Genomic DNA, 24,594 nt, shown 5'->3' on the forward strand with positions numbered 1-24,594 from the left:
GAGGATTCCGTCGTGCTTGATAGCTATCGCCAACATGTTGCCGAGCGAGCTGCCCAAGGGGTGGCGCCAAAGCCGCTTTCCGCCGAGCAGGTGGCTGCTCTGGTCGAGCTGCTGAAAAATCCCCCAGCAGGGGAAGAAGCCTTCCTGCTGTCGTTGCTGGCGGATCGTGTTCCGCCGGGTGTCGATGAAGCCGCCTATGTGAAAGCCGGTTTCCTGGCAGCACTTGCCAAGGGGCAGATCACCTCACCTGTGCTCGACGCCGAGCAGGCGGTCGTGCTGTTGGGTACCATGCAGGGTGGATATAACATTCAGCCGCTGATCGATCTGCTGGATGATGCCGCGCTGGCGCCGATTGCCGCCAAAGCCTTGTCCCATACCCTGCTGTTGTTTGATTCGTTCCATGATGTGCAGGAAAAAGTGGCCGCAGGCAATGTGTATGCACGTCAGGTCATGGCTTCTTGGGCCGAGGCCGAGTGGTTCCTCTCCCGTCCCAAGCTGGCGGACAAGATCTCGCTGACGGTCTTCAAGGTGAGCGGTGAAACCAATACCGATGATCTCTCTCCCGCCCAGGATGCTTGGTCGCGCCCGGATATTCCGTTGCATGCCCTGGCGATGCTGAAAAACGCCCGTCCCGGGATAGTGCCGGATCAGGATGGTGCCGTGGGCCCCATTAAGGCGTTGCAGGCGTTGAAAGCCAAGGGCTTCCCGCTGGTGTATGTCGGCGACGTGGTTGGCACCGGTTCGTCACGCAAGTCGGCCACCAACTCCGTGCTCTGGTTCATGGGCGATGATATTCCACATGTGCCCAACAAGCGCGCCGGCGGCTTTGTGCTCGGTGGCAAGATAGCCCCGATCTTCTTCAATACCATGGAAGATGCCGGTGCCTTGCCGATCGAGCTGGATGTCAGCCAGATGAACACTGGCGACGTCATTGATATTCACGTCTATGCCGGCAAGGTCACGCGTCACAACAGCGATGAGGTGATCGCCACCTTCGAGCTGAAGACGGATGTCTTGCTGGACGAGGTGCGTGCCGGTGGCCGCATCCCGCTGATCGTCGGCCGTGGCCTGACTGACAAGGCTCGCGAGGCATTGGGGCTGCCCCATTCGGATGTCTTCACGCGTCCCAAGCCGGTAGCAGATAGCGGCAAGGGCTTCACGCTGGCCCAGAAAATGGTCGGCAAGGCCTGCGGTGTCAACGGCATTCGTCCCGGCACCTATTGTGAGCCGAAAATGACGACCGTCGGCTCCCAGGACACCACGGGCCCGATGACCCGCGATGAACTCAAGGACCTGGCGTGTCTGGGATTCTCTGCTGACCTGGTCATGCAGTCGTTCTGCCATACGGCCGCCTATCCCAAGCCGGTGGATGTGCAGACCCACCATACGTTGCCGGACTTCATCATGAATCGTGGCGGCGTTTCGCTGCGCCCGGGTGACGGTGTGATTCACAGTTGGTTGAACCGCATGTTGCTGCCGGATACCGTCGGCACCGGCGGGGATTCTCACACCCGTTTCCCAATCGGGGTCTCGTTCCCGGCCGGCTCCGGTCTGGTGGCGTTTGCCGCTGCGACCGGTGTGATGCCGCTGGATATGCCGGAGTCGGTATTGGTGCGCTTCAAAGGCACGATGCAGCCGGGAATCACGCTGCGGGATCTGGTGCATGCCATTCCATACCAGGCCATCCAGATGGGGCTGTTGACCGTCGAAAAGGCCGGCAAAAAGAACATCTTCTCCGGCCGCATTCTCGAGATTGAAGGTTTGCCGCAGTTGAAGGTCGAACAGGCCTTTGAACTGGCGGATGCCAGTGCAGAGCGCTCTGCCGCTGGTTGTACCATCAAGCTCGACAAGGAACCCATCACCGAGTATCTGCAGTCCAATATCGTTATGCTGAAGTGGATGCTGGCGGAAGGCTATGGTGACGTCCGGACCATCAGTCGCCGTATTCAGGCGATGGAGGCCTGGCTGGCTGATCCGCAATTGATGAGTGCCGATGCCGATGCCGAGTATGCTGCAGTAATCGAAATTGATCTGGATGCGATCAAAGAGCCGATTCTCTGTGCGCCGAACGATCCGGATGATGCCCGTCTGCTGAGTACCGTGGCAGGCGATCGGATTGAAGAGGTCTTCATCGGATCCTGCATGACAAACATTGGTCACTTCCGCGCGGCCGGCAAGCTGCTGGATCGCTTTAAGGGGCAGCTGGCAACCCGGCTGTGGATTGCCCCGCCGACCAAGATGGATCGTGATCAACTGACCGAAGAGGGATATTACGGCATCTTCGGCCGTGTTGGGGCCCGCATCGAGATTCCGGGTTGCTCGCTGTGCATGGGGAACCAGGCGCGAGTTGCGGACGGTGCGACTGTGGTTTCGACGTCGACGCGCAACTTCCCGAACCGTCTTGGTCAGGGGGCCAATGTCTATCTGGCTTCCGCCGAGTTGGCTGCGGTCGCCGCGATTCTGGGCCGGATCCCGTCAGTCGACGAGTATCAATCCTATGCTCGCGAGCTGGATACGCTGGCCGCGGATGTCTATCGCTATCTGAATTTCCATCAGATTGCCAGTTACACCGAGAAGGCCAATAAGGTCATCATGCAAGTACCCGCCTAAGCGGTCGAAAGGTAAAGCCATAAGCGGAGGCCGATGCCTCCGCTTTTTTTATCTCGGCTTTTATCTCGGCGTCTGACAGGTGGCTGGCTAGAATAAATAGAGTAGAAAATCGGAGGAGCAAGACGATGGATTATGAGTTCATTGCCGAACCGGATGGCAGTCTCAAAGCCTATCTGGAAATGGGGCACGAGGCATTGGGGCACTGGATCAATGATGAGCTCGGTGAGGATTTGCTGCTTGGCCAGCAGGTCATGACGATGTTACTGCAAAGCGAGAACCAGCCCGATCAGACATGGACTCTGCCAGGAAAGGTATACACACTGACGCTGGCCGATGGTGAAATCGAGGTGATGGCCAATGTTGTGCACTTTGATTTTCCGGATGAGCTGGAGGCGGATATGTCCTACTACGATGACGAACAGATATCCGGTTGTGGGGTCCAGGATTTCATGGTGTTGCTGCAGAATTGGCTGTCCTTTGTCCGCGAGGAGCGGGGGATGGCTTCTGCACCAAATTGATGCCCCCGGATCGGGCGCTCTTCAGTGGCCTGCACCATTTGGTTCACATAGTGCCATGACAAAATGAGCATTTGTTTTTATCTTTATGATTTTAAAGGCTATTTATATTATGGCACAGACATTGAATTGATCTGTTAAACCCAATACGAACCAGGGAGTGGGAGACAAGGTATGAAGCTTATCAGTGCAATTATCAAACCCTTCAAGTTAGATGACGTCCGCGAAGCGGTCGCCGCTTTGGGCGTCGACGGTATGACGGTCTCCGAGGTCAAGGGCTTTGGCCGTCAGAAGGGCCATACTGAGCTCTATCGCGGTGCCGAGTATCAGGTAGATTTTCTGCCGAAGGTCAAACTGGAAATCGCGTCGTCTGACGAAAATGTCGAGAGCATCATTGAGGCCATCTGCAAGGCCGCCTATACCGGCAAGATCGGTGACGGCAAAATTTTCGTCTATGACCTGGCTCACGTAGTTCGTATCCGTACCGGTGAAACCGACGACGAAGCGATCTGATTGCCCTGCCGGAGACCATGAAGGACTTCGGAAACTGGACAGCCCTGTTTTTGAGACCCGGATAGGGTCTCTTTTTTTGTGCTTTTCTGGCCTCTGTCGTGTTCAGTTGACCCTCCAGATACGCTCTTCACGTATAGTGGTCGCCAGAACGATGACTCATGAGGAGGAACCCGATGTTGCAAGCGCAAACCGGTATATGCGCCGAGCCTAATCTGCATGCCAGTTATTTGATGTTTGATATTACCGCAGGTCAGGAGGACGAGGTGCGCCAGGCATTGGCTCATTTTCCTGAGCTGTGTCGGGAATTCGAGAACAGTTATCCGGATGCGGCCTTCAGTGGTCTGGTGGCCATTGGTGCCATGGTGTGGGACCGATTGTATCGCCACCGGCCCGAGTCACTGCTGCCGTTTCCGTCTTGCTCTTCGGAACACTATCAAGCTGCAGTGACACCGTTTGATCTGTTTGTGCAATTCCGGGCGGATCGCTTCGACGTGTTACATCTGGCCGGGCAGCGTTTGATGGCCCGTCTGGGGGGACGCGTCAGATTGCGTGAGGAGTGTCGTGGTTTCCGCTTTATGGATTATCGTGATCTGACGGGCTTTGTTGACGGCACCGAGAATCCGCAGGGGGAACACAGGGGCGAAGTGGCGTTGATTGCCGAGGGCCCCTTTGCCGGCGGCAGTTATCTGCATGTCCAGCGTTTTGTTCATAACATGACACATTGGCAACGCCTGGCGCTCAAAGAACAGGAAGATACCATAGGCCGGACCAAGCAAGACAACATCGAATATGCCTCTGCCGACAAGCCGCTGAGCAGTCATATCAAACGCGTCAATCTCAAACATGCCGATGGCCGCAGTAAAGAGATACTGCGTCAGTCGATGCCCTGGGGGACGTTGGAGGAGCAGGGGCTGTACTTTATCAGTTGCTGTCATACCCCTGCCCATTTCAACGACATGTTGGCCAGCATGTATTGTGGCGATGGCAATGGACACTTTGACCACCTGCTGCGCTATACCCGGCCCGTAACCGGGGCGGCCTTTTTTGCCCCTTCCGAGACGTTCTTGCAGCAAGGTGGTGAACTCGGTTAACCCATCGCGGCTCAACCGCGGAGGGTACAAAGCAACAGGGCCCATAACGGGCCCTGTTGCTTTAGGGGGTTGCGGTGGCGCTGGCCGCCGAGGCCGGCGGTGCGGTCTCGGTCGCGGCAGAGGTGCCCCCACCGAGTGGTGCGGCTATGCAATTATTGCTGTTGCCTACCAGTGCCGCCTGTTGCTGCGGCCCGAACCAGGTCTCCAGTGTGCCTTGCAACAGCGCCGTGGCGGTCGCCGGTGGCGTGGTCCCAAGCACCACCTGTTGCGCTGTCTCGTTCAACTGGCTACTGAATGACGGGGTGCCACGCGACAGAATCTGCGCGGCAATGCGGATGGTGGAGTCGCAGCGGTCGCGCCATGACATCATGGTGCTGGCCACCGGATCCTTCAGCTCAAAGAAGTGACTGGAGAGCGAGAAGAAGCCGGGCAGGGCGTTGGAGTAGAGCTCGGCAAACTCGGCTGACGCCATCCAATCCAGCAGGACTTTTGCAGCCTCTTTGTTTTGGCTATGACTGTTGATGCCAATCCCCATGTCGGTATGGTCGGTGAAGTAGCAGTTGTCTGCGGCGGTAGCCACCGGAGGTGGAAACGCCGCATAGTCGACGGTGCCATTGAGTTGGCCGATGGCCCAGGAGCCTGCTGGCAGTATGGCCGCCTTGCCACTGGTAAACATGGCAACCGCTTGTTGCTCCGTTACGTCGGCCGGGTTAGGGCCGCTGTAGTCACGCCAGCGAGCCAGTTCCTCATACACGGCTTGATAAGGCGCATCGGTGAAACGAGCCTTGCCTTCAATCAGCGCCAGGCGGCCGTCTTCGCCTTTCCAGTAGTTAGGCCCAATATTCTGGAATCCCAGCTCCGACATCACCCAGTTATCGTGGGCGGCAAGAGCGAGGGGCTGAAAGCGACCATCAGCCTTGACCTTGTCCAGCGCCGCAAAAAAATCGGCGCGAGTTTTCGGTTCGTCCAGCCCTAACTCTTTGAAAATGGTCTTGTTGTAGTAAAACCCCTGGATCACTGAAGCCACTGGCAGGCAGTAGGTCTGAGCTCCGGTATCGGTTTGCCAGGCGGCACGGGCAAAACTCGGGAAATTCTCCATCCCGGAAAAATCCGTCAGATCCTCAAGGTAGCCTTTTTGGAACAGCTGCAATGACGCATCGTATGGGCGGCAGGTGATCACGTCTCCCGCTTTATTTTCGGCCAGGCGCTGCAGCAGCGTCTGGTCATACTCGCCAGAGGGTGTGGTCTGCAGACGAACCTGAATGTCTGGATGCTTGGCCGTGAAGGCGGGCAGAATTTTCTCTTTCCATAACGCTGCATCCTCGACTCGCCAGGTTTCCAGAACCAGTTCCGTACTCAGTGCCGGAAGTGAGATAAGGCCCAGCAACAGGGCTATGCATGGTTTGTGCATCGTGAACTCCTTTACACCTTGAACCGGGCGATCAGTGCTTGTTGCTTGTTGGCCAGCTCGAGCAGGACATCGCTGCTGTTGGCTGACGCTCGCGATGCCTGTTCGGTTTCATGCGCTACATCGGCAATACTGGCAATGTGCTGGGCCACGCCCTGGCTGACCGAGATCTGCTCGCCGGCCGCATGCGCGACCTGATCACTCATGTCCTTGATGGCGGCCATGCGCTCGGCAATGGCCTGCAATGCCAACTCTGTATCACGGGTCAGCGCCACACACTCACGGGTCTGATCATGGCTGCGTCCCATCACGTTGACGACATCCTGGCTGGAGTTTTGCAGGTTGTGGATCATCGATTGAATTTCTTCGGTGGACTGCTGGGTTCGGTTCGCCAGGGCCCGGACTTCATCGGCGACGACGGCAAAGCCGCGGCCGGCATCTCCAGCGCGAGCGGCTTCAATCGCGGCATTCAGCGCCAGCAGGTTGGTCTGTTCGGCAATGCCGCGAATGACGTCCAGAATACTGCCGATATTGGCACTGAAACCATCGAGCTGGCGGGTGATTTCCACGGCATTTTCTATCTGGTTCGCCAGCATCTCAATCTTGCGGCGGCTGTCGACCACCAGATTGCGACCTTGCGCGGCATCATGATGCGCCTGATCCACTTCGTTGCGAGACAAGTCAGTGGAGCGGGCGACCTCGGTGGCACTGACCTCCAGCTCAGCAATGGCGGCTGCGACCTGATCGGTCTGACTCTTCTGCGCCTGCACCCGTGACATGGCCTGCTCACTGATGGCAGCCGTGTTGCGGGTCTCGCTGACCAGATGATCGGCCCCTGATCGAATTTCCTTGAGCAGGTGGTCACTGTTCTCGGCTAATTGATCGATGGAGCGTGACAAGGCGCCAAACTCGTCCTGGCGGCGATAGCCGATGCGCCTGGTCATATCCCCACTGGCCATCATGGCGAGTTCGCGGTTGATCAGGAGCAGCGGCCGGTGGATACCGCGGGCGGATGTCCAGGCGATAATCACTGCTGCAGCGGTGGAGAGGGCGGCAACCAACAGGATCCAGAAGATGGCACCCTGTACGGCATGACTGGCTTCCAGTTTATCGCGACTGACGACCTGTTCGATCTGATTTTGCAGCGTCTGTAGATGCGTGATCAGCTGTTCCGAGAGGCTGGCCAGTTGTTGTTCGCTCTGTGTCAGCTGTTGTTGCAACGTCTGGTGCTGTTGCAACAGGCTGATGAGGCCGTCATTGCTCAATGCCATCTGCTGGACGCGGTTGATGTTTCGACTCAGCCGCTCTTTCACATCGTCAGGCACCTGAATCAATTCGAGGCGCTTATTGGCGATCTCGATGTCTTTGGACAGAAATTGGGCCAGTGCCTGTAAATCGGTGTTCAGATCGGTGCGCTGAATTTGCCGAATGTCTCTGGCCAGACCACTGGTCACCAGTTCGGCCTTGTTGCGCAAGGAACGGCGGTTGGCCGTAAACTGCAACAGCAGATCGGCGGCCGCCCGATAGGCATCGCCCTGATGCAAAAATTCCTTGCGCATCGCATCGAGGCGGTTTTCCAGCAGCACTTGGCGCTCATGCAGATCCATCATCTGGTTGGCGGTGCTGAACAGTTGCTCGGATTGTTGCTGCAGTTGGACCAAGCGATTGCTGTCGCTGCCAAGATTGAAACGGGCTAGCCGTTCCTGTGAGGCCGCATACGCTTGCCGACTCTTCTGGAATGCCTGTTTTGCCGAAGCCAGCGCCTGGGGTTCACGACTGCTGGCGTGTTGCCAGACGCTGCGGTTGGCTTGCTGCAGTGCATCTTGTAACGCCGAGGCCGCAAAGGCCATCGGGGTTGCTTGTTCGGTTACCTGAAGCAATTTCTGGTGAATACTTGCCGTTTGCAAGTAACTGATGCCGGCGAGGGCCAGCAGCAACAGCAGCAACAGGGCAAAGCCAGCTGATATGCGCTGAACAATAGATAGCGTCATCAGAGGATCCTTGTGGTAGGTGAATAATCAAACCGGGCAGGCTGACGCTCGGCCCGGTATCAAGGCGAGTTTAGTTCATCCTGCGTCTGGTACCGTTACCAATGGGGTGCAAAAAGGTTACAAAATGGTTCTACGTGATGAGGGCGACACTTTTGACTATAAAATTGAGTCGGCAAGAATGAAAACGACAGCTTAACGATGGGCTGAAGCGGCTAGTAATCGTGGGGAGGTAAAAATAAAAAGGCAGAATAAATAATTGGCTGAAAAAAATTATTTTAAATCAGTTAGCTAGATGTGGTGTTCGATCTGGTGGGTAAAAATAAGCGCTTGGGCGTGGATATGATAACAAGGCAGCAAAATTGCACTTTTCTGCGATTAAGGACATGGCGTTGCCCGGCTTTCTGAATCCAATGCTTCAGAAAGCCAAGCGGTTATCAGCCTGCGTGCTCGAACAGTTCCAGCACTGAGTCGTAGAGCTCGTCAATGTCGGTTTCGGCTGTCGGCGTGATGAAAATCGTATCATCGCCTGCAATGGTGCCGAGGATCCCTTCTGCCTTGCCGAGCGAATCCAGCATGCGGGCGATCAACTGGGCCGCGCCCGGGCTGGTATGAATCACCAGCAAGTAACCGTTGTGATCGACATCCAGCACCAGGTTTTTCAGTGGGCTGTTGATGGTTGGTACGCCGAGTTCCACTGGCAGGCAGTAGACCATTTCCATCTTGGCGTTCCGTGTACGGACGGCGCCAAAGCGGCTCAGCATCCGCGAGACCTTGGATTGATTGATGTTTTCAAAGCCCATCTCGTGCAGGGCTGTGACAATTTCTGCTTGGGAACCGAAACGCTCCTCGCGCAGCAAGGCTTTGAAGGCCTTGATTAGCTGTTCCTGTTTTTCACCGGGCTTCATAGCCAACTAATATGTTGTTGATACGAGGCTTAATTTTGCATCCATATGCCTTTTTTTTCAAGAATTAGCCGATAATTCTGCATAAGGATGCACAAAATTCTTGCATTGACTGCCTTGGTGGCTAGAATCGGCGCAAACTGTGGATAAAAGGCCCGCAACAACGATGGGAATCGAACTCAAAGGAATCTCTAAGTCCTGGCATGGCACCCCTATTCTGCGCGAGATCAGCTTTCGCTGCGGAGCCGGTGAAACCCTGGTGCTGCTGGGCCCCAGTGGCGCCGGTAAGAGTTCGCTACTGCGTCTGATGAATCTGCTGGATACCCCGGATCAGGGCGAGCTGGCGATTGCGGGGGAGACCTTTGCCTTTCCTGAGGCGCAAGCGGGGCGTCACTATGCGCAGCGGACCCAAGCATTGCGCCGCAAAGTTGGCATGGTATTCCAGCAGTATCACTTGTGGCCCCACCTCTCGGTGATGGAGAACTTGCTGGAAGCGCCGATGAAAGTGCTGGGGCTCAGCCGTAGCGAGGCAAGAGACAAGGCCGGTTACCTGCTTGCGCAATTGAAACTGGCGGAAAAATGCGATGCCTGGCCGTTGAGCCTGTCCGGTGGACAACAACAGCGGGTGGCCATTGCCCGTGCCTTGATGATGGATCCCGCCGTGTTGCTGTTTGATGAACCGACCGCCGCGCTGGATCCCGAGATAACCAAGGAAGTGGCCGATATTATCCGTAAGCTGGGTGATACCGGAATCACCCAGGTTGTGGTGACCCACGAGGTTGAGTTTGCTCGACGCGTGGCAACCCAACTCATTTATCTGGAGCAGGGCGAGATCGTCGAGATGGGCCCCGCGAGTCATTTTGCGCAACCCCAGACCCGGCGGTTTGCCGAGTTTTTACAACACTGAAACCCACAGCTCAATCACATTCCAGGAAGGTAGATTATGAAACTGTTCCATGCGGCCGCACTGGCCATGTCTCTGTTCTCTGTCCAGGCCTTGGCCACCGAAGTCAAGTTTGCAACTGAGGCCACCTATCCCCCGTTCGAGTACATGACAGATAAGAATGAGTTTGCCGGTTTCGACATCGAATTGGCGCAAGCGGTATGTGCTGCAGCCAAGCTCACCTGTACTTTCAGCAATCAGGCGTTTGACAGTCTGATTCCGAGTTTGAAATTCCGCCGTTTCGATGTTGCCATTGCGGCGATGGATGTCACCGAAGAGCGGGCAAAGCAGGTTGATTTTAGCGATATCTACTACGCAAATTCAGCGGTATTCGTGGCGGCAGAGAGCAAGTTCACGACCAGCGAGCAACTGGCCGGTAAGAGTATTGGTGTGCAGAATGGCACCTCTCACCAGTCATATCTGCTTGAACAGCTGAAGGACAAGGATGTGAAGGCCGTGCCTTATGCCAGCTATCAAAATGCGCTGATGGATTTGACCAGCGGTCGCGTGGATGCCGTTTTTGCCGATACCGCTGTCGCCGCCGAGTGGCTGAAGAGCCATCCTGGCTATCAGATGGTCGGCAAGCCGGTTACCGATGCCAAGTACTTCGGTGCCGGTTTTGCCATGGCGGTCAACAAGGGCAACAAGGCCTTGCTGGACAGCCTGAATCAAGGTCTGGCGGCCATCAAGGCCGATGGTTCCTATCAAAAGCTGTACGACAAGTACTTTGCCAAGTAAGCGATCATGATGTCACTCCTGCTTGATGCTGCCCTGATGACCCTCGGACTTGCGCTCGTATCGCTGGTTGCCGGGCTGGGGCTGGCGTTGTTGTTCAGTGCCGCAGAGATGTCGCGTTGGCGCATGCTGCGCTGGCCTGTGGTCACACTGACGACCCTGATACGTGGATTGCCGGAAATACTGGTCGTGCTGTTCATTTATTTCGGGTCCTCACAGTTGCTGTTTTTGTTAGCAGACAGCATCAACATGGGGTGCGCGGCGCTGTTGCCCGGACAGGCATGGTGTCAGGCAGGGTGGGGCTATGTGGAAATGAGCCCGTTCTGGTGCGGGGTGATGGCGCTGGCGTTGCTGTTTGCTTCCTATGCGACGCAGACACTGCGTGCGGCACTCAAGGCTGTTCCCAAGGGGCAACGTCATGCGGCGCTGGCGCTGGGGCTGCCCTCAGCACATAGTTTTCGCCGCATTGTGCTGCCGCAGGCATGGCGGCATGCCTTGCCCGGGTTGGGTAATCAATGGCTGGTCTTGCTGAAGGATACAGCGCTGGTATCGCTAATCGGTGTGAATGACCTGATGCGACAATCGCAACTGGCTGTTGCCAGTCCGACCAGCGAGCATGGCCCCTTCACCTGGTATGCGCTCGCCGGCGGGATTTACTTGCTGATTACCCTTGTTACCGGGTGGGCATTAGCGCGTTTGCGTGCTCGTTCGTTCCGCTATGGAGGCTGAGGTGGAGTATCTGGCTGAATTGTTGTCCGGTCTCGCCGTCACGCTCGAATTGACGCTAATGAGCCTGCTGCTCGGTGGCATGCTGGCGTTGGGCTTGACCTGGCTGCTCGATCGTCGCATTCCTGTTGCCCGTCAACTGGTCGAGGTTTTTTTGGTCTGTTTTACCGGCACGCCTCTGCTGGTCCAGATTTTCCTGATTTACTATGGCCCGGCCCAGTTCGACTGGGTTAAGGCCAGCCCATTGTGGAGTGTACTGCGCGAGCCATGGTTCTGTGCCGTGCTGGCCTTGGGCTTCAACACGGCGGCCTATTCCACCCGCTTGTTCAAGGGCGCTCTGGATGCGGTCCCCAAAGGCGAGATTCTGGCCTGCAAGGCGCTCGGCATGAGCCAGTGGCAAACCCTCAGCATCAAGTTGCGTCATGCGATGCGCAGAGTGGTTCCCGGTTACTCAAATGAGGTCATTCTGGTGCTCAAAGGCAGTTCGTTGGCCAGTACCATTACCATCATGGATATCATGGGAATAGCGCAACGCTTGAACGCTCAAACGTATGACACTCTGGGCGTGTTTGGCGTGGCGGGTGCGATTTATCTGACGATGAACGCCTCATTGACGTTGCTGTTCCGCTGGGTCGAGCGTCGGGCGTTAGCGTTCGCTCCTCACGATTAATCCCCTATGTCAGTGCCGAACGTCCTGCTCGGCATCTGTTGCCAGGATGTTGCTATCAGGTTTGCTTCCTGTTGTGTCTGACGCTTCACAGTTCGGCAAGTTCAGGCTGGCATCTCGCCAGCCTTATTCTATGTTCAAGCTAAACCGCAGTTTTTTGTCCTTTCTCGACCCAGACTACGGAGCACGCTATGAGACTTGTCGTATTAGGTGCTGCTGGTGGCATCGGCCAGCCACTCTCCTTGCTGTTAAAAACTCGCCTGCCGCCAGGTTTTGAACTGGCACTCTATGACCTGGCGCCCGTGACTCCGGGTGTGGCTGTCGATTTGAGCCATATCCCGACCGATGTGCTGGTCGAAGGGTATGCCGGGGAGGATCCGACTCCTGCGCTGCGCGGCGCAGATGTGGTAATCATTCCAGCCGGTGTCGCTCGCAAGCCAGGAATGGATCGTTCAGATCTGTTTAAATTCAATGCCGGTGTGATTAAGAACCTGGTCCGGCACTGTGCCCAGGTTTGCCCGGATGCCATGCTGGCGATCATTACCAATCCGGTGAATAGCATCATTCCAATTGCAGCCGAGGTGTTGCAGCAGGCCGGTGTCTATAATCCGCGCAAATTGTTCGGTATCACCACGCTGGATGTCTTGCGTGCCGAGACGTTTGTTGCCCGGGCAATGAAGTGCCGGGCTGGTTCGCTGACTGTCCCGGTGATCGGTGGTCACAGTGGTACTACGATACTGCCGCTGTTCTCTCAGGTCGTCGGGCAGCACTTCAGCCACGATGAGTTGCTGGAAATGACGCGTCATGTGCAAAACGCCGGTACAGATGTGGTGAATGCCAAGGCTGGCGGTGGCTCGGCAACCTTGGCCATGGCGCAGGCCGGATTGCGTTTTTGTATGTCCTTGGTACATGCCAGACAAGGTGAACCAGGCATAGTGGAATACGCCTATGTTGAGGGTGGCAGCCCTCATGCCCGTTTCTTTGCACAGGCGGTGCGTCTTGGGGTCAACGGCATTGAAGAGGTGATGGACTACGGCACCTTAAGCGCGTTGGAACAGGATGAATTAACCAGCATGTTGCCGACGCTGCGGGAAGAGATCGAGCTGGGAGTCAAATTTGTTCAGCAGGGATAACTCTGTGTGCTAGCGATCGGGGCCTGAGGGCCCTGTTTTTTTCTCAAGAAGAGGAGATGCATGCCGATATCCAGTTCGGAGGCGCCTATGAACCGATTGATTGCTGTATTGCTGAGTCTCATCCCGTTGTGGTTAGCAACGGCGCATGCTGAAGACAAGATCTTCGAACCTTCCGGGAATATCTTTGCCCCTGCGACCAGCAGCGCCAATCCGGAGCGAGCTGCTGGCACCAAGAAAGTAGCGACGTTGACCGAGGAGCAAAAAGCGGAATTGGCCAGGCAGCAGGCTGCGGCCAGTGCTGCCAGTGCGGCAGTCAGTGTGCTGTCGACCAGCGGGGGTGGAACCTTGGCCACCCTGCAACTCTATGGCCAGGACGAATTACTGAACTGGATTGCGCAACATAAACATCTGAAACGCGTGATCGCCGATCAGTGCCAACTGGTCCCGGATATCGAAGCCAGAGCCAAGGTGATGATGTTACCGTCCTACCAGTATCTGTGGGGCGACATGCTGTTGACGGCCACCTGTGTCGAGAAGGATGCGGCGTTGGGGGTTGAGTATATGTGGTCTGCCGCCGAACATGGTTTGCCGGCTGCCCTGTTGCGGCTGGCTCAATATTACGATCAGGGGAAATATGTGCAGCGTGATCGGCGCCAGGCTGTCCAGTTAATGCATGAAGCAGCGGCGTTGGGCTACACAGAAGCGCGCATGGAATGGGTTGCGATGCTGAATCGCGGACTGGGCAGTCCGCTTGACTATGAGGAGGCCTACAGCTGGTTGCATCACACTGTGATTGCCGACCCGGGTCAGCATGCCCGGGCGAGCAAGCTTTTGCGCCAGCTGGCTGCACGCATGCCTGCGAACATTGTCAGTCGAGCCAAGGCATACCCGCTGGATTAATGCCGTGGCGGTGTCACTCTGGCCAGCTTGACCATGTTGTTCTCGACCGCGACGATGGCAATCCGGTAACCGGCAATCATCATTTCACGATTGACCTCCGGCAGGTCTTCGAAGTGTTCGAGTATCAGCCCATTCAGCGTACGTGGACCATCGGTATTGAAGCTCCAGTCCAACTCCTTGTTGATCTCCCGCAGGTTGGCACTGCCTTCGATCAGATAGCTACCATCCTCTTGCGGATGAATTTCATCGTGGGGGCTGGGGGCCAGGCTGGTGGTGAAGTCGCCGACGATCTCTTCGAGGATATCGTCCAGCGTTGTTAATCCCTTGATGTCGCCATACTCATCAACCACCAGTCCGATGCGTTCCTTGTTGCGGCGGAACTTGATCAGCTGAACCAGTAGCGGTGTGCCCTCCGGGATGAAGTACACCTCATGCACGGTGCGTAGCAGTGACTCTTTCTGGAATTGCTCCCGTGTCAGCAATCGCAAGGCATCACGAACATGAATGAAGCCGACGGCATCATCCAGCGTGTCCCGATACAACAACACTTTGGTATGGGGCGTATTCGTCAGTTGGCGCTGGATCGTTTTCCAGTCGTCGTTGATGTTGATGGCGTAAATATCGGCCCGGGGAACCATGATCTCTTCGACCGAGACATGTTCGAGCTCAAGCACCCCCATCAACATTTCCTGGTGGCTGGATGGGATCAGCTTGGCGGACTCGTTGAGTACAGTCCGCAGTTCGTCACTGTTGAGGGCTTCATCCGGCTTTTTCACTTTGACACCAGTCATTTCCAGCAAGCCGTTGGCAATGGCATTGATCAACCAAACGACAGGATAGAAAGGCCACATCAACAGCTGCAACAGTATGGATGCCGGGTAGGCGACCCGTTCAGGCTTCATGGCGGCGAGTGTTTTGGGGGTCACTTCAGAGAAAATCAGGATGGCAAAGGTCAAAATGGTAGTTGCAACCAGAATCCCGTAATCGCCAAACACCCGGACGGCCAACACCGTAGCAATCGAGGATGCCAGGATATTGACCAGATTATTGCCAAACAGTATCAGTCCCAGTAAGCGGTCCGGGCGCTGTAATAGTCGATCGACTCGCATTGCTGCGCGGTGCCGGCTTTTCACCAGATGGCGCAGTTTGTAGCGGTTCAGCGACATCATGCCGGTCTCTGAGGCGGAAAAAAACGCAGAAACCAGCAGAAGTATCAGCAGTGTCAGCAACAAAGCCTGGGTGGAGAAAGTATCCAAACAGTGAGGTCCTCATTCTTCGGGCTATTCGGGCTAATGTCGTCGTGTTTTGCCGGGCGTCGTTAACCAAGCCAGAACTCATTGAGAAAACGGCTGCCAAAATAGGCCAGTACCAATAGCAGACTGCCCGATAGGCTGAGCAGTATCAGCAGGCGGCCTCGCCAGCCATGGCGATAATGCCCCCATAACAGCACGGCATACAGAGCCCAGGCGACGAAGGTCAGCACAGCCTTTAGTCTCTGTTCAGGGGCAAACATCTCATCAATAAAAAACCAGCCGCAGAGAATAGAGAGCGTCAGCAGCAAAAAGCCAAGCTGAATCAGCTGATAGATCCGCTGTTCGACTGTGAGCAACGGCGGCAAGTGGGGTAACAGGCCCAGGCGCTTGCGAATCTTCAGATAGTGATTCAGATAAGCGAGCAGCAGACTGAACAGGCTGGCCATCATCAGCAGCGAAAACGCCAGCAGAGCCAATGCTATATGCACCATCAACTCGGGGCGTTGTTCAAGGTGAATCAAATAGCGAGTGGGCATCACAGAGCTGGCGATTTGCAACAGGGCCGCGAAACCATAGGCGACGGGCAGAAGAATCCAGCCATTGAATCGACGTACGCTCAGACTCATCAGGGCGGCAATGAGTAACGATACCGCAGAGGCAACGTTCAGCAGGCTCAGATTCTGCGCGCGCTCCAGCGCCATGGTTTCCTGTGCGAGGCCGGCCGCATGGAGTGCGATCGCGCTCCATGCCAGGCTGAACAGCACCCAGCTGGCGCTTTGTGCTCCCAGCAGATGGCGCAACGCCGCCAGGCTGGCCAGCAGATAAAATGTCATACAGAGCAAAGATGGGATGACCATAGCGTAATCTGTTGAATTGGCGGCCATTATATGATGAGCCTCCAAGTATATCCGTCAGAGTGCTCTGCTGCCAGCAAGGCTTAAGTTTGGATGTCTTTTTGCGCTATACTGCGGGCCAATAACGCCAAGGGTTGGAATGGGTCATGTTTGAGAATCTTACCGAGCGTCTGTCGAAGACACTGCGCAATGTCAGTGGCCGTGGCCGCCTGACCGAAGACAATATCAAGGAAACGCTGCGTGAAGTACGCATGGCGCTGTTGGAGGCTGACGTAGCCTTGCCAGTGGTCAAGGAGTTTGTCTCGCGGGTCAAGGAGCGTGCCGTCGGGCAGGAGGTCAACAAGAGCCTGAGCCCTGGACAGGCATTCATCAAGATTGTACAGGGCGAGTTGATCGCCGTGATGGGCGAGGCGAACGAGTCGCTGAACCTGGCGACGCAACCTCCGGCCGTAATCTTGATGGCGGGCCTGCAAGGTGCGGGTAAGACCACATCGGTGGCCAAATTGGCCAAGTACCTCAAGGAGCGCCAAAAAAAGAAGGTACTGGTGGTCAGCGCTGACGTGTACCGCCCGGCGGCGATCAAACAGTTGCAGACCCTGGCGGTCGACATCGGTGTCGAGTTCTTCCCCAGTTCGGCTGATCAGAAGCCGGTGGCGATTGCCGAGGCCGCTATCGATCATGCTCGCAAACAGTTTTTCGATATTCTGATTGTCGACACGGCGGGACGTCTGCACGTCGATGCCGAGATGATGGCTGAGATCCAGCATCTGCACCAGAGCGTCAAGCCGATTGAAACCCTGTTTGTTGTTGATGCAATGACGGGTCAGGATGCGGCCAATACAGCGCGAGCCTTTAGTGAGGCCCTGCCCTTGACCGGCGTGGTACTGACCAAGGCTGACGGTGACGCGCGGGGCGGGGCTGCGCTGTCGGTACGTCATATCACGGGCAAGCCAATCAAGTTCATCGGTATCGGTGAAAAAACGGACGCGCTCGAGCCTTTCCATCCGGATCGGATCGCGTCACGCATTCTCGGTATGGGCGACATGTTGTCGCTGATCGAGGAGATGGAGCGCAAGGTCGATAAGGAAAAAGCGGCCAAGTTGGCGCAAAAGGTACAAAAGGGCAAAGGATTCGACCTGGAGGATTTCCGCGAGCAATTGTCCCAGATGCGTGGCATGGGTGGCATGATGGGCATGTTGGATAAGCTGCCGGGTGTCGCGAACCTGCCGGATGACGTCAAAGACAAGATGGATGATAAGCTCGTGCACCGGATGGAGGCGATCATCAGCTCCATGACGCCCGCTGAACGGCGCAATCCTGACATCATCAAAGGCGCACGCAAGCGCCGTATCGCCGCTGGTTCAGGTACCCAAATCCAGGATGTAAACCGCCTGCTCAAACAGTTTGATCAGATGCAACGGATGATGAAAAAGATCTCCGGAAAAGGTGGCCTGCGCAAGCTGATGAGTGGCATGAAGGGCATGATGCCGCCCGGCGGCTTCGGACGAGGACCGTTTTGATTGCCGGTTGACAGCCTGCAGGCTGTGGTTAACTTTTAATCTGTTTGTGCTTGGCCGGTGCGCTAAAAAGCGCCGGTTCAGGTTGCAATTGCCGGCGATGTGAGTAAAATTGCGCGGCTTATTTTAAGCTGGGGTTCGTGTTTCTGCGAACCTTGTTCATTTCAAGTTAATGAGGACGATATGGTAACCATTCGTTTGCAACGTGGTGGCGCTAAGAAGCGTCCGTTTTACCAAGTAGTTGTGGCTGATGGCCGTTTCGCTCGTGATGGTCGTTTCATCGAGCGCGTAGGCTTCTTCAACCCGATGGCCTCTGGCCAAGCTGAGAAGCTGAACCTGGACCTGGCTCGTATCCAACATTGGATCGGTCAAGGCGCCGGCGTATCTGATCGCGTTGCCAAGCTGATCAAAGACGCCTCCAAGGCTGCTGCTTAATATTCGAGTTCCGCGAAGGAGTCATGGTGGATAAGCCTGTAGTTGTTGGTCGCCTCGGCGCTGTTTACGGCATCAAAGGCTGGCTGAAGGTGCAATCCTTCACTGATGATGCGGAAAGCCTGTTCGAATATACTCCCTGGCTGATCGCTCAGCAGGGGACGTGGCGCGAGGTCCGGGTGACCGGATGGCGACGTCACAATAACGGGTTAGTCTGCAAGCTGGAGAATATTGACCAGCGTGAAGACGCCCAGGCATTGACCGGTGCTGATATTGCCATCAATCCGCAAGCATTGCCCGATCTGCCGGAAGGTGAGTATTACTGGAGCGACCTGGTGGGTTGCCAGGTAGCGAACCTGACGGGATATCAGATGGGTGAGGTGACCGAACTGATGGAGACTGGCTCCAACGATGTGTTGGTGGTCAAAGCCAAACTGAATGATGCCTATGGGATGAAGGAACGATTGATTCCTTTTCTGGAGGGACAGGTCATCAAAAAGATTGATCTGGACAACAGAACCATAGAAGTCGATTGGGATCCGGATTTTTAAGTTCCATTCCTGACGTCGGCGTTTACCGGAGGTTCCTATGTGGATTGGGGTGATTAGCCTCTTCCCGGAGATGTTCCGCGCCATTACCGACTACGGAGTGACAGGCCGGGCCACAAAGCAAGGCTTACTGCAACTGCAATGCTGGAATCCACGTGATTTCACCCACGATAAACACCGGACGGTCGATGATAGACCCTATGGTGGTGGGCCAGGCATGCTGATGATGGTGCAGCCACTACGCGATGCGATTGCCGCAGCGCGTGAGGCGGCCGGAGCCGGAGCGAAAGTGATTTATCTTTCGCCTCAAGGACGCAAGCTGACCCAGACCGGGGTCGCTGAGCTTGCTTGTTACCCGAAGTTAATTCTGGTAGCTGGCAGGTATGAAGGTATTGATGAACGTGTGATCCAGACAGATGTCGACGAAGAGTGGTCTGTTGGTGATTATGTGTTAAGTGGTGGCGAATTGCCGGCCATGATCCTGATCGATGCGGTTTCGCGTCTGGTGCCAGGGGTCCTGGGTGACATCGCGAGTGCCGAGCAGGACTCCTTTACGGATGGACTGCTGGATCATCCACATTTCACCCGTCCGGAAATTTTGGACGGCATGGCAGTACCCGAGGTGTTGTTGAGCGGCAAGCATGAAGAAGTACGGCAATGGCGGCTTAAGCAAGCTTTGGGCAGAACCTGGTCCAGAAGACCGGAACTATTGCATAACCTAGCTCTGACTGACGAGCAAGAACATCTTCTTGCCCAGTATGTTCGCGAACAACATGGCGAACAGCAGTAGAGTTTTCAGTTTACCCTAGGTAGGACGAGACAATGAGCAAGATCATCAAGCAACTCGAGCAAGAACAACTGCGTACTGATATCCCGGCATTTGCTCCGGGTGACACCGTTCGTGTACAAGTACGTGTCAAGGAAGGTGGCAAGGAGCGTCTGCAGGCGTTCGAAGGCGTTGTCATCGCCAAGCGTAACCGTGGTCTGCACTCTGCATTCACCGTGCGCAAGATCTCCAACGGCGAAGGCGTTGAGCGTGTATTCCAGACCCACAGCCCGCTGATCGCCAGCGTTGAGCTGAAGCGTCGTGGTGACGTTCGTCGCGCCAAGCTGTACTACCTGCGCAACCTGACTGGTAAGGCTGCTCGCATCCGCGAAAAGCTCAACTGATTCGCTCGGTTGTGAAAAAGGCTCGCATTGGCGAGCCTTTTTTATTGCAGCATCGGATGGCCGGCTGCAGCTCGCTTACTGGGGGCTGACGGATACCAGCGAGTTTTCGCCACCGAACGGATTGCTCACATAGGCTTCAGCATCCCAGTCGTTATCAAACTTCTCGCTGCCATCATCCATCACCAGACGGAACCGGTACTGATAACTGTCCTGCTCCAGCGTGGAAAGGTTGACAGTGGTTTTGAAAACGCCAGTTTTCATTTTCTTCAGTTCTACCGGCTCCCAGTCGGAAAACTCACCGAGCAGGTAAACCTGATCTGCCGATTGCGCTGCTTCTTTGCTGACTTCGAACGTGACTTGGACTTCTGGTTTGCTCTTCAGAAATTTCTTCGTTACAGGCATGTATGCTCCTTGACGTGACGGTATCAACAAGGCGGGCTGGCATGGCCCCCCATGAGTATCTTAAAACAAATAATAGCCAGTTTGCCTAGTTGATAACCGGAAAATGCCGCTGGTTTGACCAATAACAAACTAGGCTAGATTCCGAAAAACGCTTTCAGCAGCGAATGAGTGAAATGACTGCGCAGATAGAAGCCGCGTGGCCGCGTCTGAATGATCTGACCATTGCGTCCAATCGCTGGGGTGAGGGCGCTCCCGTTGGCCGCTTTCGGGCGCAGTTGGAGAACCTCGCCATGGTGTGCGGTAACGGATTCGATCTCTCCTAGGGCGATCATCTCCATTAGCTCTTCCCAATCCTGGCGCAGGAGTTTGGCTTGCTCATTGGAAGGTGACCACAGGAATGGGGTTGCGATTCTCCGCTTCGCCAAGGGGATGGTCGGGCTGGCTTCGACAGGGACCCATAACACACACGAGAGCTTATTACAGACATTACTTGCGGCCCATTGCATACCCGCAATGCCGGTAAGGGGGGCAATGCAGACGAATGTACTTTCCAATGGTTTGCCAGCGGCTGTAATTGGCAGGGTTTTTAGTTCAACACCCAGCTCCGGAAAGTCCTGCTCTGGTTTGCTACCCGCGCTGGCGCCCAGATGCCACTCCAACAGCTGTCCGACCCACCCCTTGGAACGGTTAAGGCTGGTTGGGGTTGGAACACCCGCGGCGGTGGCTAGCTCCTCCAATGTGCGACCGGAGAGTTTTTGCGCTCGCGTTACAAGCTCATCTACTGATGCGGGTCTGACTGGAATGACGGCCAACAATGAACCCTCTGACAAAAATAGAACAGATTGCCTGAAAAATAGACGGTTACTCATCCCAGGCTCCAACCCGCGGAATCATAACGTTTTTACGTATTGTTTGTCGTTATACAGTCCTGGTTCATAGGTCACACACAAAATTATCCACAACTTTATTGGATAACTCGATTATCATGCTCAAAACAGGGTCGGAATTCGCCATCGTTGTGAAGTAATACAGAAATGTCGCGTGGTTAATGCTGAGACTTTGCGCAGGTTTTGTGGATAAAGTTCGATTGGTTGAAAAGCAATCACTGGGTGTTCTGCACAGTGTCTGGATCGAGTTCTGGATCCCTCACTAGGAGCCAAGATCCCATGATCCTCACATTAAATTATTGATATGTATGCTTTATTTTTTGTGAATTGAATTTGTGCAGATGAGTGGTGACACAAAGTATTAGCCAGTTATTTCTTGCTATACAGACTTATCAAAGGATCTATCCACAGAATCAGTGAGCAAAGCAACCACATTGTTGGTCAGGTTTGTTTATAACTGAATGTTAAATGTCAAGTTATCCAGTAAAAGGGTTGGTGACGTGGTTTGCTGCAATGAGAGGAATATGAAAAAATCGTTGCAGGATAAAGATTGATATCACAGGTGATTGCGTGATTGATGGTGACGGATTTCGTCCCAATGTAGGTATCGTAATCTGCAATCGCAATGGACAGGTTTTGTGGGCTCGTCGCTTCGGACAGCATTCATGGCAATTTCCGCAAGGCGGAGTTGATGATGGTGAAACACCGGAACAGGCCATGTTCCGGGAGTTGTACGAAGAGATTGGGCTGCGTCCTGAAGACGTAACGATTTTGGCGACCAGCCGCAACTGGCTGAAGTACCGTTTGCCAAAACGTCTTATCCGTTGGGACAGTTCGCCCGTGTGTATCGGGCAGAAGCAGAAATGGTTCCTGCTCCGTTTGGATGAGAGCAAAGAATCTGCAATACAGTTCGGCTGTCATGGACAGCCCGAGTTTGATGATTGGCGCTGGGTCAGTTATTGGTATCCGGTGCGCCAGGTTGTGTCGTTCAAACGGGAGGTCTACCGGCGGGTAATGAAGGAATTCTCTTCTATTGCCATGCCTTTTCAGCCTCGCAAGGAAGGTCGACGCCACCAAAGGAGTCGTTAGGAGACTAATCCCGTGCTGACCACGTTGCGGCAAATTGTTGAGAGTGTCACCCAGGCGCCTTCCCTGCTGGAGGCGATGACGGTACTGGTAAGGCAGACACGCTCGGCGATGCAGGTAGATTGTTGTTCTGTCTATCTGGCCGAACCCCAACGGCGGCGTTTTCGTCTGGTAGCCACCGATGGCCTGGCGCAAGAGGCTGTCGGCAAGGTGGTGTTGCCGTACGACGAGGGGCTGGTAGGTCTGGTGGGGCGTCGTGAAGAGCTGATTAATCTCGCAGACGCGCCACAGCATCCCAATTTCAAATATGTACCCGAGGTTGCCGAGGACGAGTTTAACTCGTTCCTTGGCGTGCCCATTATGCAACAGCGTCAGGTGCTGGGTGTGTTGGTCGTCCAGCAGGTGGATGCGCGCCAATTCGACGAAGGTGACGAATCATTTCTGGTGACGCTGGCTGCGCAGCTGGCGGCACGGATTCTGCACGCAGAAATGAAGGGCATGCTGCATGCCGATCAACATTGGCGTCGAAGCCTCAAAGGGGTGGCGGCCTCATCTGGAGTGGCGATTGCCAGGGCCTGGGTCTGGCGGCCCAAGATGGAGTTGGAGCAGGTCGCCCTCAAATACAGCGATGATCCTGAGTTGCAGTTAGAGTTATTGCAACAGGCGGTACTGCAAGTCCAGCTAGATCTGGATGCGATGGCTTTGCGCTTCCGCGAGTCTGTCAGCAACGACTCGATGGCCATCTTTGAGATTTACCAGCATTTGCTGGCAGACCCCGCCTACCAGCAACAGATTGAGCTGGAAATTCGCCGTGAGGGCTGGAGTGCGGCCGCGGCCGTCCGTCTGGTCAGTGAGCGATTCATTCAGCAGTTTAGTGGCATGAGCGATAACTACCTGCGTGAACGGGCCGTCGATGTTCGTGATGTCGCGCAGCGCCTACTCAGCCGGTTGGTCCATAGCCAGATCGATGTCTTCGACTTTGATGAACCCGTGGTGCTGATTGCCGAGGAAGTGACTGCCTCGCTGCTGGCGGAAGTGCCTCGTGAACGCCTGGCTGCGATGATTTCGTTGCGGGGGGCTGTCAACTCCCACGCCGCGATTCTGGCACGAGCCATGGGTATCCCGGCCGTCATGGGGATGGAGTTGCCGCTTGGCGGACTGGAGCAACGCTTGATGGTTGTCGACGGCAATCGCGGCGAATTGCTGGTTGAACCGCCACAATCAGTCCTCGATGAATATCAGCAGATCATTCATCAGGCGCGGGAGATGAATAACCTCATCGGTGCCGAAAGTCACCTGCCCTCAGAGACGCTGGATGGTGTTCGGATCTCGGTGCTGTTGAATGCGGGTCTGAATCTGGAGTCCGAGAGTGCGATGCGAGATATGGCCGATGGCATCGGTTTATATCGCACAGAAATCCCCTTCATGCTGCATGACAGTTTTCCATCCGAGCAAGAGCAGGCGAGTCGCTATCGAGATGTTTTGAACAATTTTAGCGGCCGTCCGGTCTGTATGCGGACGCTGGATATTGGCGGCGATAAACCATTGCCATATTTCCCGATTGTTGAGGACAACCCCTTCCTTGGCTGGCGCGGCATCCGCCTGACGCTGGATCACCCCGAACTGTTTCTGGCCCAGCTCAAGGCGATGCTAAGAGCGAGTGAAGGCCTGGATAACCTGGCCATCATGTTACCGATGATCAGTTCGCTGGCCGAGGTGCAGGCGGCTCGGCGTCTGCTTGACCAGGCCTGGCTTGAGGTGTCCGAGGAACTGGGACGACGTGGTAGCAGTGTGCGTTATCCGATGTTAGGAGCCATGATCGAGGTCCCATCCATCCTGTACATCCTGCCAGAGATGTCTCCGTATGTGGATTTTTGGTCTGTCGGCAGCAATGACCTAACGCAATACCTGCTGGCTGTCGATCGTAACAACAGTCGGGTCGCAGGTCTTTATGATCCGTTCCATCCGGCCGTGATCCGCGTGCTGCAACAGGTCGTGCAGAGCGCAGAGCAGCATGGCAAGAGTGTTTCTATCTGTGGTGAGCTGGCGGGGGATCCGCTGGGGGTACTGATTTTGATGGCAATGGGCTACCGCAACTTCAGCATGAACCTGAACAACATTGCCCGCATCAAGTATGTTGTCCGTCGTATCCGGGTCGAGGATCTGCCTCCATTACTGGAGATGGGCTTGCAGCAGAGTGATTCAGCGGCCATGAAGGAACTGTTTGCCGGTTATTTGGTACGACAAGGCCTGGCGAATATGTTACCGCACTGAGGCTTTTGGGCTAGAATGCGGCTCCTGGCCGGAGAGT

The 24,594-nt window shown here is 55.4% G+C and carries 24 protein-coding genes; 17 read left to right on the plus strand and 7 right to left on the minus strand.

Going from position 1 to position 24,594, the window contains the following annotated elements; translation table 11 throughout:
* The first annotated feature begins 12 nt into the window (after window positions 1-12).
* The 4 genes from acnB (at window position 13) to ACFOSS_RS04305 (ending at window position 4,729) form a co-directional block, all read left to right on the plus strand.
* A complete protein-coding gene (gene acnB / locus ACFOSS_RS04290) occupies window positions 13-2,610 on the plus strand; it encodes a bifunctional aconitate hydratase 2/2-methylisocitrate dehydratase (protein ID WP_377150831.1) in 2,598 nt (865 codons plus the stop codon).
* 125 nt (window positions 2,611-2,735) lie between these two features.
* Window positions 2,736-3,128: a YacL family protein gene (locus tag ACFOSS_RS04295; protein ID WP_377150832.1), complete on the plus strand. Its 393-nt coding sequence runs from the start codon at window positions 2,736-2,738 to the stop codon at window positions 3,126-3,128.
* Between the two features lie 171 nt (window positions 3,129-3,299).
* Complete coding sequence (gene glnK / locus ACFOSS_RS04300) at window positions 3,300-3,638, plus strand: P-II family nitrogen regulator (RefSeq protein ID WP_377150834.1); 339 nt, start codon at window positions 3,300-3,302, stop codon at window positions 3,636-3,638.
* Between the two features lie 176 nt (window positions 3,639-3,814).
* The gene (locus tag ACFOSS_RS04305; protein WP_377150991.1) at window positions 3,815-4,729 is read left to right on the plus strand and encodes a Dyp-type peroxidase; all 915 of its coding nucleotides are present in this window, start codon (window positions 3,815-3,817) and stop codon (window positions 4,727-4,729) included.
* A 61-nt stretch (window positions 4,730-4,790) separates the two neighbouring features.
* Here the strand turns inward: ACFOSS_RS04305 and ACFOSS_RS04310 are convergent, their stop codons facing one another.
* The 3 genes from ACFOSS_RS04310 to argR form a co-directional block, all read right to left on the minus strand.
* On the minus strand, window positions 4,791-6,140 hold the full coding sequence (locus ACFOSS_RS04310) for an ABC transporter substrate-binding protein (protein WP_377150835.1): 1,350 nt from the start codon (window positions 6,138-6,140) through the stop codon (window positions 4,791-4,793).
* 11 nt (window positions 6,141-6,151) lie between these two features.
* Window positions 6,152-8,128 carry a methyl-accepting chemotaxis protein gene (locus ACFOSS_RS04315; RefSeq protein ID WP_377150837.1) on the minus strand — a complete coding sequence of 659 codons (1,977 nt, stop codon included), beginning with the start codon at window positions 8,126-8,128 and terminating at the stop codon, window positions 6,152-6,154.
* A 434-nt stretch (window positions 8,129-8,562) separates the two neighbouring features.
* A complete protein-coding gene (gene argR, locus ACFOSS_RS04320; RefSeq protein WP_377150838.1) occupies window positions 8,563-9,033 on the minus strand; it encodes a transcriptional regulator ArgR in 471 nt (156 codons plus the stop codon).
* Window positions 9,034-9,196: 163 nt separating this feature from the next.
* On the opposite strand from argR, the gene ACFOSS_RS04325 reads away from it, so the two are divergent.
* The 6 genes from ACFOSS_RS04325 (at window position 9,197) to ACFOSS_RS04350 (ending at window position 14,134) form a co-directional block, all read left to right on the plus strand.
* Window positions 9,197-9,937: an ATP-binding cassette domain-containing protein gene (locus ACFOSS_RS04325; protein ID WP_377150839.1), complete on the plus strand. Its 741-nt coding sequence runs from the start codon at window positions 9,197-9,199 to the stop codon at window positions 9,935-9,937.
* Between the two features lie 36 nt (window positions 9,938-9,973).
* A complete protein-coding gene (locus tag ACFOSS_RS04330; protein WP_377150840.1) occupies window positions 9,974-10,711 on the plus strand; it encodes a transporter substrate-binding domain-containing protein in 738 nt (245 codons plus the stop codon).
* A 6-nt stretch (window positions 10,712-10,717) separates the two neighbouring features.
* Window positions 10,718-11,437, plus strand: a complete 720-nt coding sequence (gene artQ, locus ACFOSS_RS04335) for an arginine ABC transporter permease ArtQ (protein WP_377150841.1) — start codon at window positions 10,718-10,720, stop codon at window positions 11,435-11,437.
* Window positions 11,427-12,104: an arginine ABC transporter permease ArtM gene (artM, locus tag ACFOSS_RS04340; protein ID WP_377150842.1), complete on the plus strand. Its 678-nt coding sequence runs from the start codon at window positions 11,427-11,429 to the stop codon at window positions 12,102-12,104. Before artQ ends, artM begins: the two co-directional genes overlap by 11 nt.
* 188 nt (window positions 12,105-12,292) lie before the next feature.
* On the plus strand, window positions 12,293-13,234 hold the full coding sequence (gene mdh / locus ACFOSS_RS04345; RefSeq protein ID WP_377150843.1) for a malate dehydrogenase: 942 nt from the start codon (window positions 12,293-12,295) through the stop codon (window positions 13,232-13,234).
* Window positions 13,235-13,321: 87 nt separating this feature from the next.
* Window positions 13,322-14,134: a tetratricopeptide repeat protein gene (locus ACFOSS_RS04350; RefSeq protein ID WP_377150844.1), complete on the plus strand. Its 813-nt coding sequence runs from the start codon at window positions 13,322-13,324 to the stop codon at window positions 14,132-14,134.
* On the opposite strand, the gene ACFOSS_RS04355 is transcribed toward ACFOSS_RS04350, so the two are convergent.
* Both ACFOSS_RS04355 and ACFOSS_RS04360 read right to left on the minus strand, forming a co-directional pair.
* Entirely contained in the window at window positions 14,131-15,390 is a 1,260-nt protein-coding gene (locus tag ACFOSS_RS04355; protein WP_377150845.1) for an HlyC/CorC family transporter, read from the minus strand. The genes ACFOSS_RS04350 and ACFOSS_RS04355 overlap by 4 nt on opposite strands.
* Window positions 15,391-15,452: 62 nt before the next feature.
* On the minus strand, window positions 15,453-16,244 hold the full coding sequence (locus ACFOSS_RS04360) for a cytochrome C assembly family protein (RefSeq protein ID WP_377150846.1): 792 nt from the start codon (window positions 16,242-16,244) through the stop codon (window positions 15,453-15,455).
* Window positions 16,245-16,387: 143 nt separating this feature from the next.
* Here ACFOSS_RS04360 and ffh point away from each other — a divergent pair, with 143 nt between their 5' ends.
* From ffh to rplS, 5 genes are all read left to right on the plus strand, one after another.
* Entirely contained in the window at window positions 16,388-17,761 is a 1,374-nt protein-coding gene (gene ffh / locus ACFOSS_RS04365) for a signal recognition particle protein (RefSeq protein WP_377150847.1), read from the plus strand.
* Window positions 17,762-17,941: 180 nt separating this feature from the next.
* The gene (rpsP, locus tag ACFOSS_RS04370; RefSeq protein ID WP_377150848.1) at window positions 17,942-18,193 is read left to right on the plus strand and encodes a 30S ribosomal protein S16; all 252 of its coding nucleotides are present in this window, start codon (window positions 17,942-17,944) and stop codon (window positions 18,191-18,193) included.
* Between the two features lie 26 nt (window positions 18,194-18,219).
* Window positions 18,220-18,741: a ribosome maturation factor RimM gene (gene rimM, locus ACFOSS_RS04375; RefSeq protein ID WP_377150849.1), complete on the plus strand. Its 522-nt coding sequence runs from the start codon at window positions 18,220-18,222 to the stop codon at window positions 18,739-18,741.
* Between the two features lie 37 nt (window positions 18,742-18,778).
* Window positions 18,779-19,528, plus strand: coding sequence for a tRNA (guanosine(37)-N1)-methyltransferase TrmD (gene trmD, locus ACFOSS_RS04380; RefSeq protein ID WP_377150851.1), 750 nt, complete (start codon window positions 18,779-18,781; stop codon window positions 19,526-19,528).
* Between the two features lie 32 nt (window positions 19,529-19,560).
* Complete coding sequence (gene rplS / locus ACFOSS_RS04385) at window positions 19,561-19,908, plus strand: 50S ribosomal protein L19 (RefSeq protein ID WP_377150852.1); 348 nt, start codon at window positions 19,561-19,563, stop codon at window positions 19,906-19,908.
* Between the two features lie 75 nt (window positions 19,909-19,983).
* On the opposite strand, the gene ACFOSS_RS04390 is transcribed toward rplS, so the two are convergent.
* Window positions 19,984-20,310: an isoamylase early set domain-containing protein gene (locus ACFOSS_RS04390; protein WP_377150853.1), complete on the minus strand. Its 327-nt coding sequence runs from the start codon at window positions 20,308-20,310 to the stop codon at window positions 19,984-19,986.
* Between the two features lie 134 nt (window positions 20,311-20,444).
* A complete protein-coding gene (gene mutH / locus ACFOSS_RS04395; protein WP_377150992.1) occupies window positions 20,445-21,113 on the minus strand; it encodes a DNA mismatch repair endonuclease MutH in 669 nt (222 codons plus the stop codon).
* 654 nt (window positions 21,114-21,767) lie between these two features.
* Here mutH and rppH point away from each other — a divergent pair.
* Together rppH and ptsP are read left to right on the plus strand one after the other, a co-directional pair.
* Window positions 21,768-22,286, plus strand: coding sequence for an RNA pyrophosphohydrolase (rppH, locus tag ACFOSS_RS04400; RefSeq protein ID WP_377150854.1), 519 nt, complete (start codon window positions 21,768-21,770; stop codon window positions 22,284-22,286).
* Between the two features lie 12 nt (window positions 22,287-22,298).
* The gene (gene ptsP, locus ACFOSS_RS04405) at window positions 22,299-24,557 is read left to right on the plus strand and encodes a phosphoenolpyruvate--protein phosphotransferase (protein WP_377150855.1); all 2,259 of its coding nucleotides are present in this window, start codon (window positions 22,299-22,301) and stop codon (window positions 24,555-24,557) included.
* Window positions 24,558-24,594 lie beyond the last annotated feature (37 nt).

This window comes from Pseudaeromonas sharmana (assembly GCF_042649925.1).
Classification (GTDB): domain Bacteria; phylum Pseudomonadota; class Gammaproteobacteria; order Enterobacterales; family Aeromonadaceae; genus Pseudaeromonas; species Pseudaeromonas sharmana.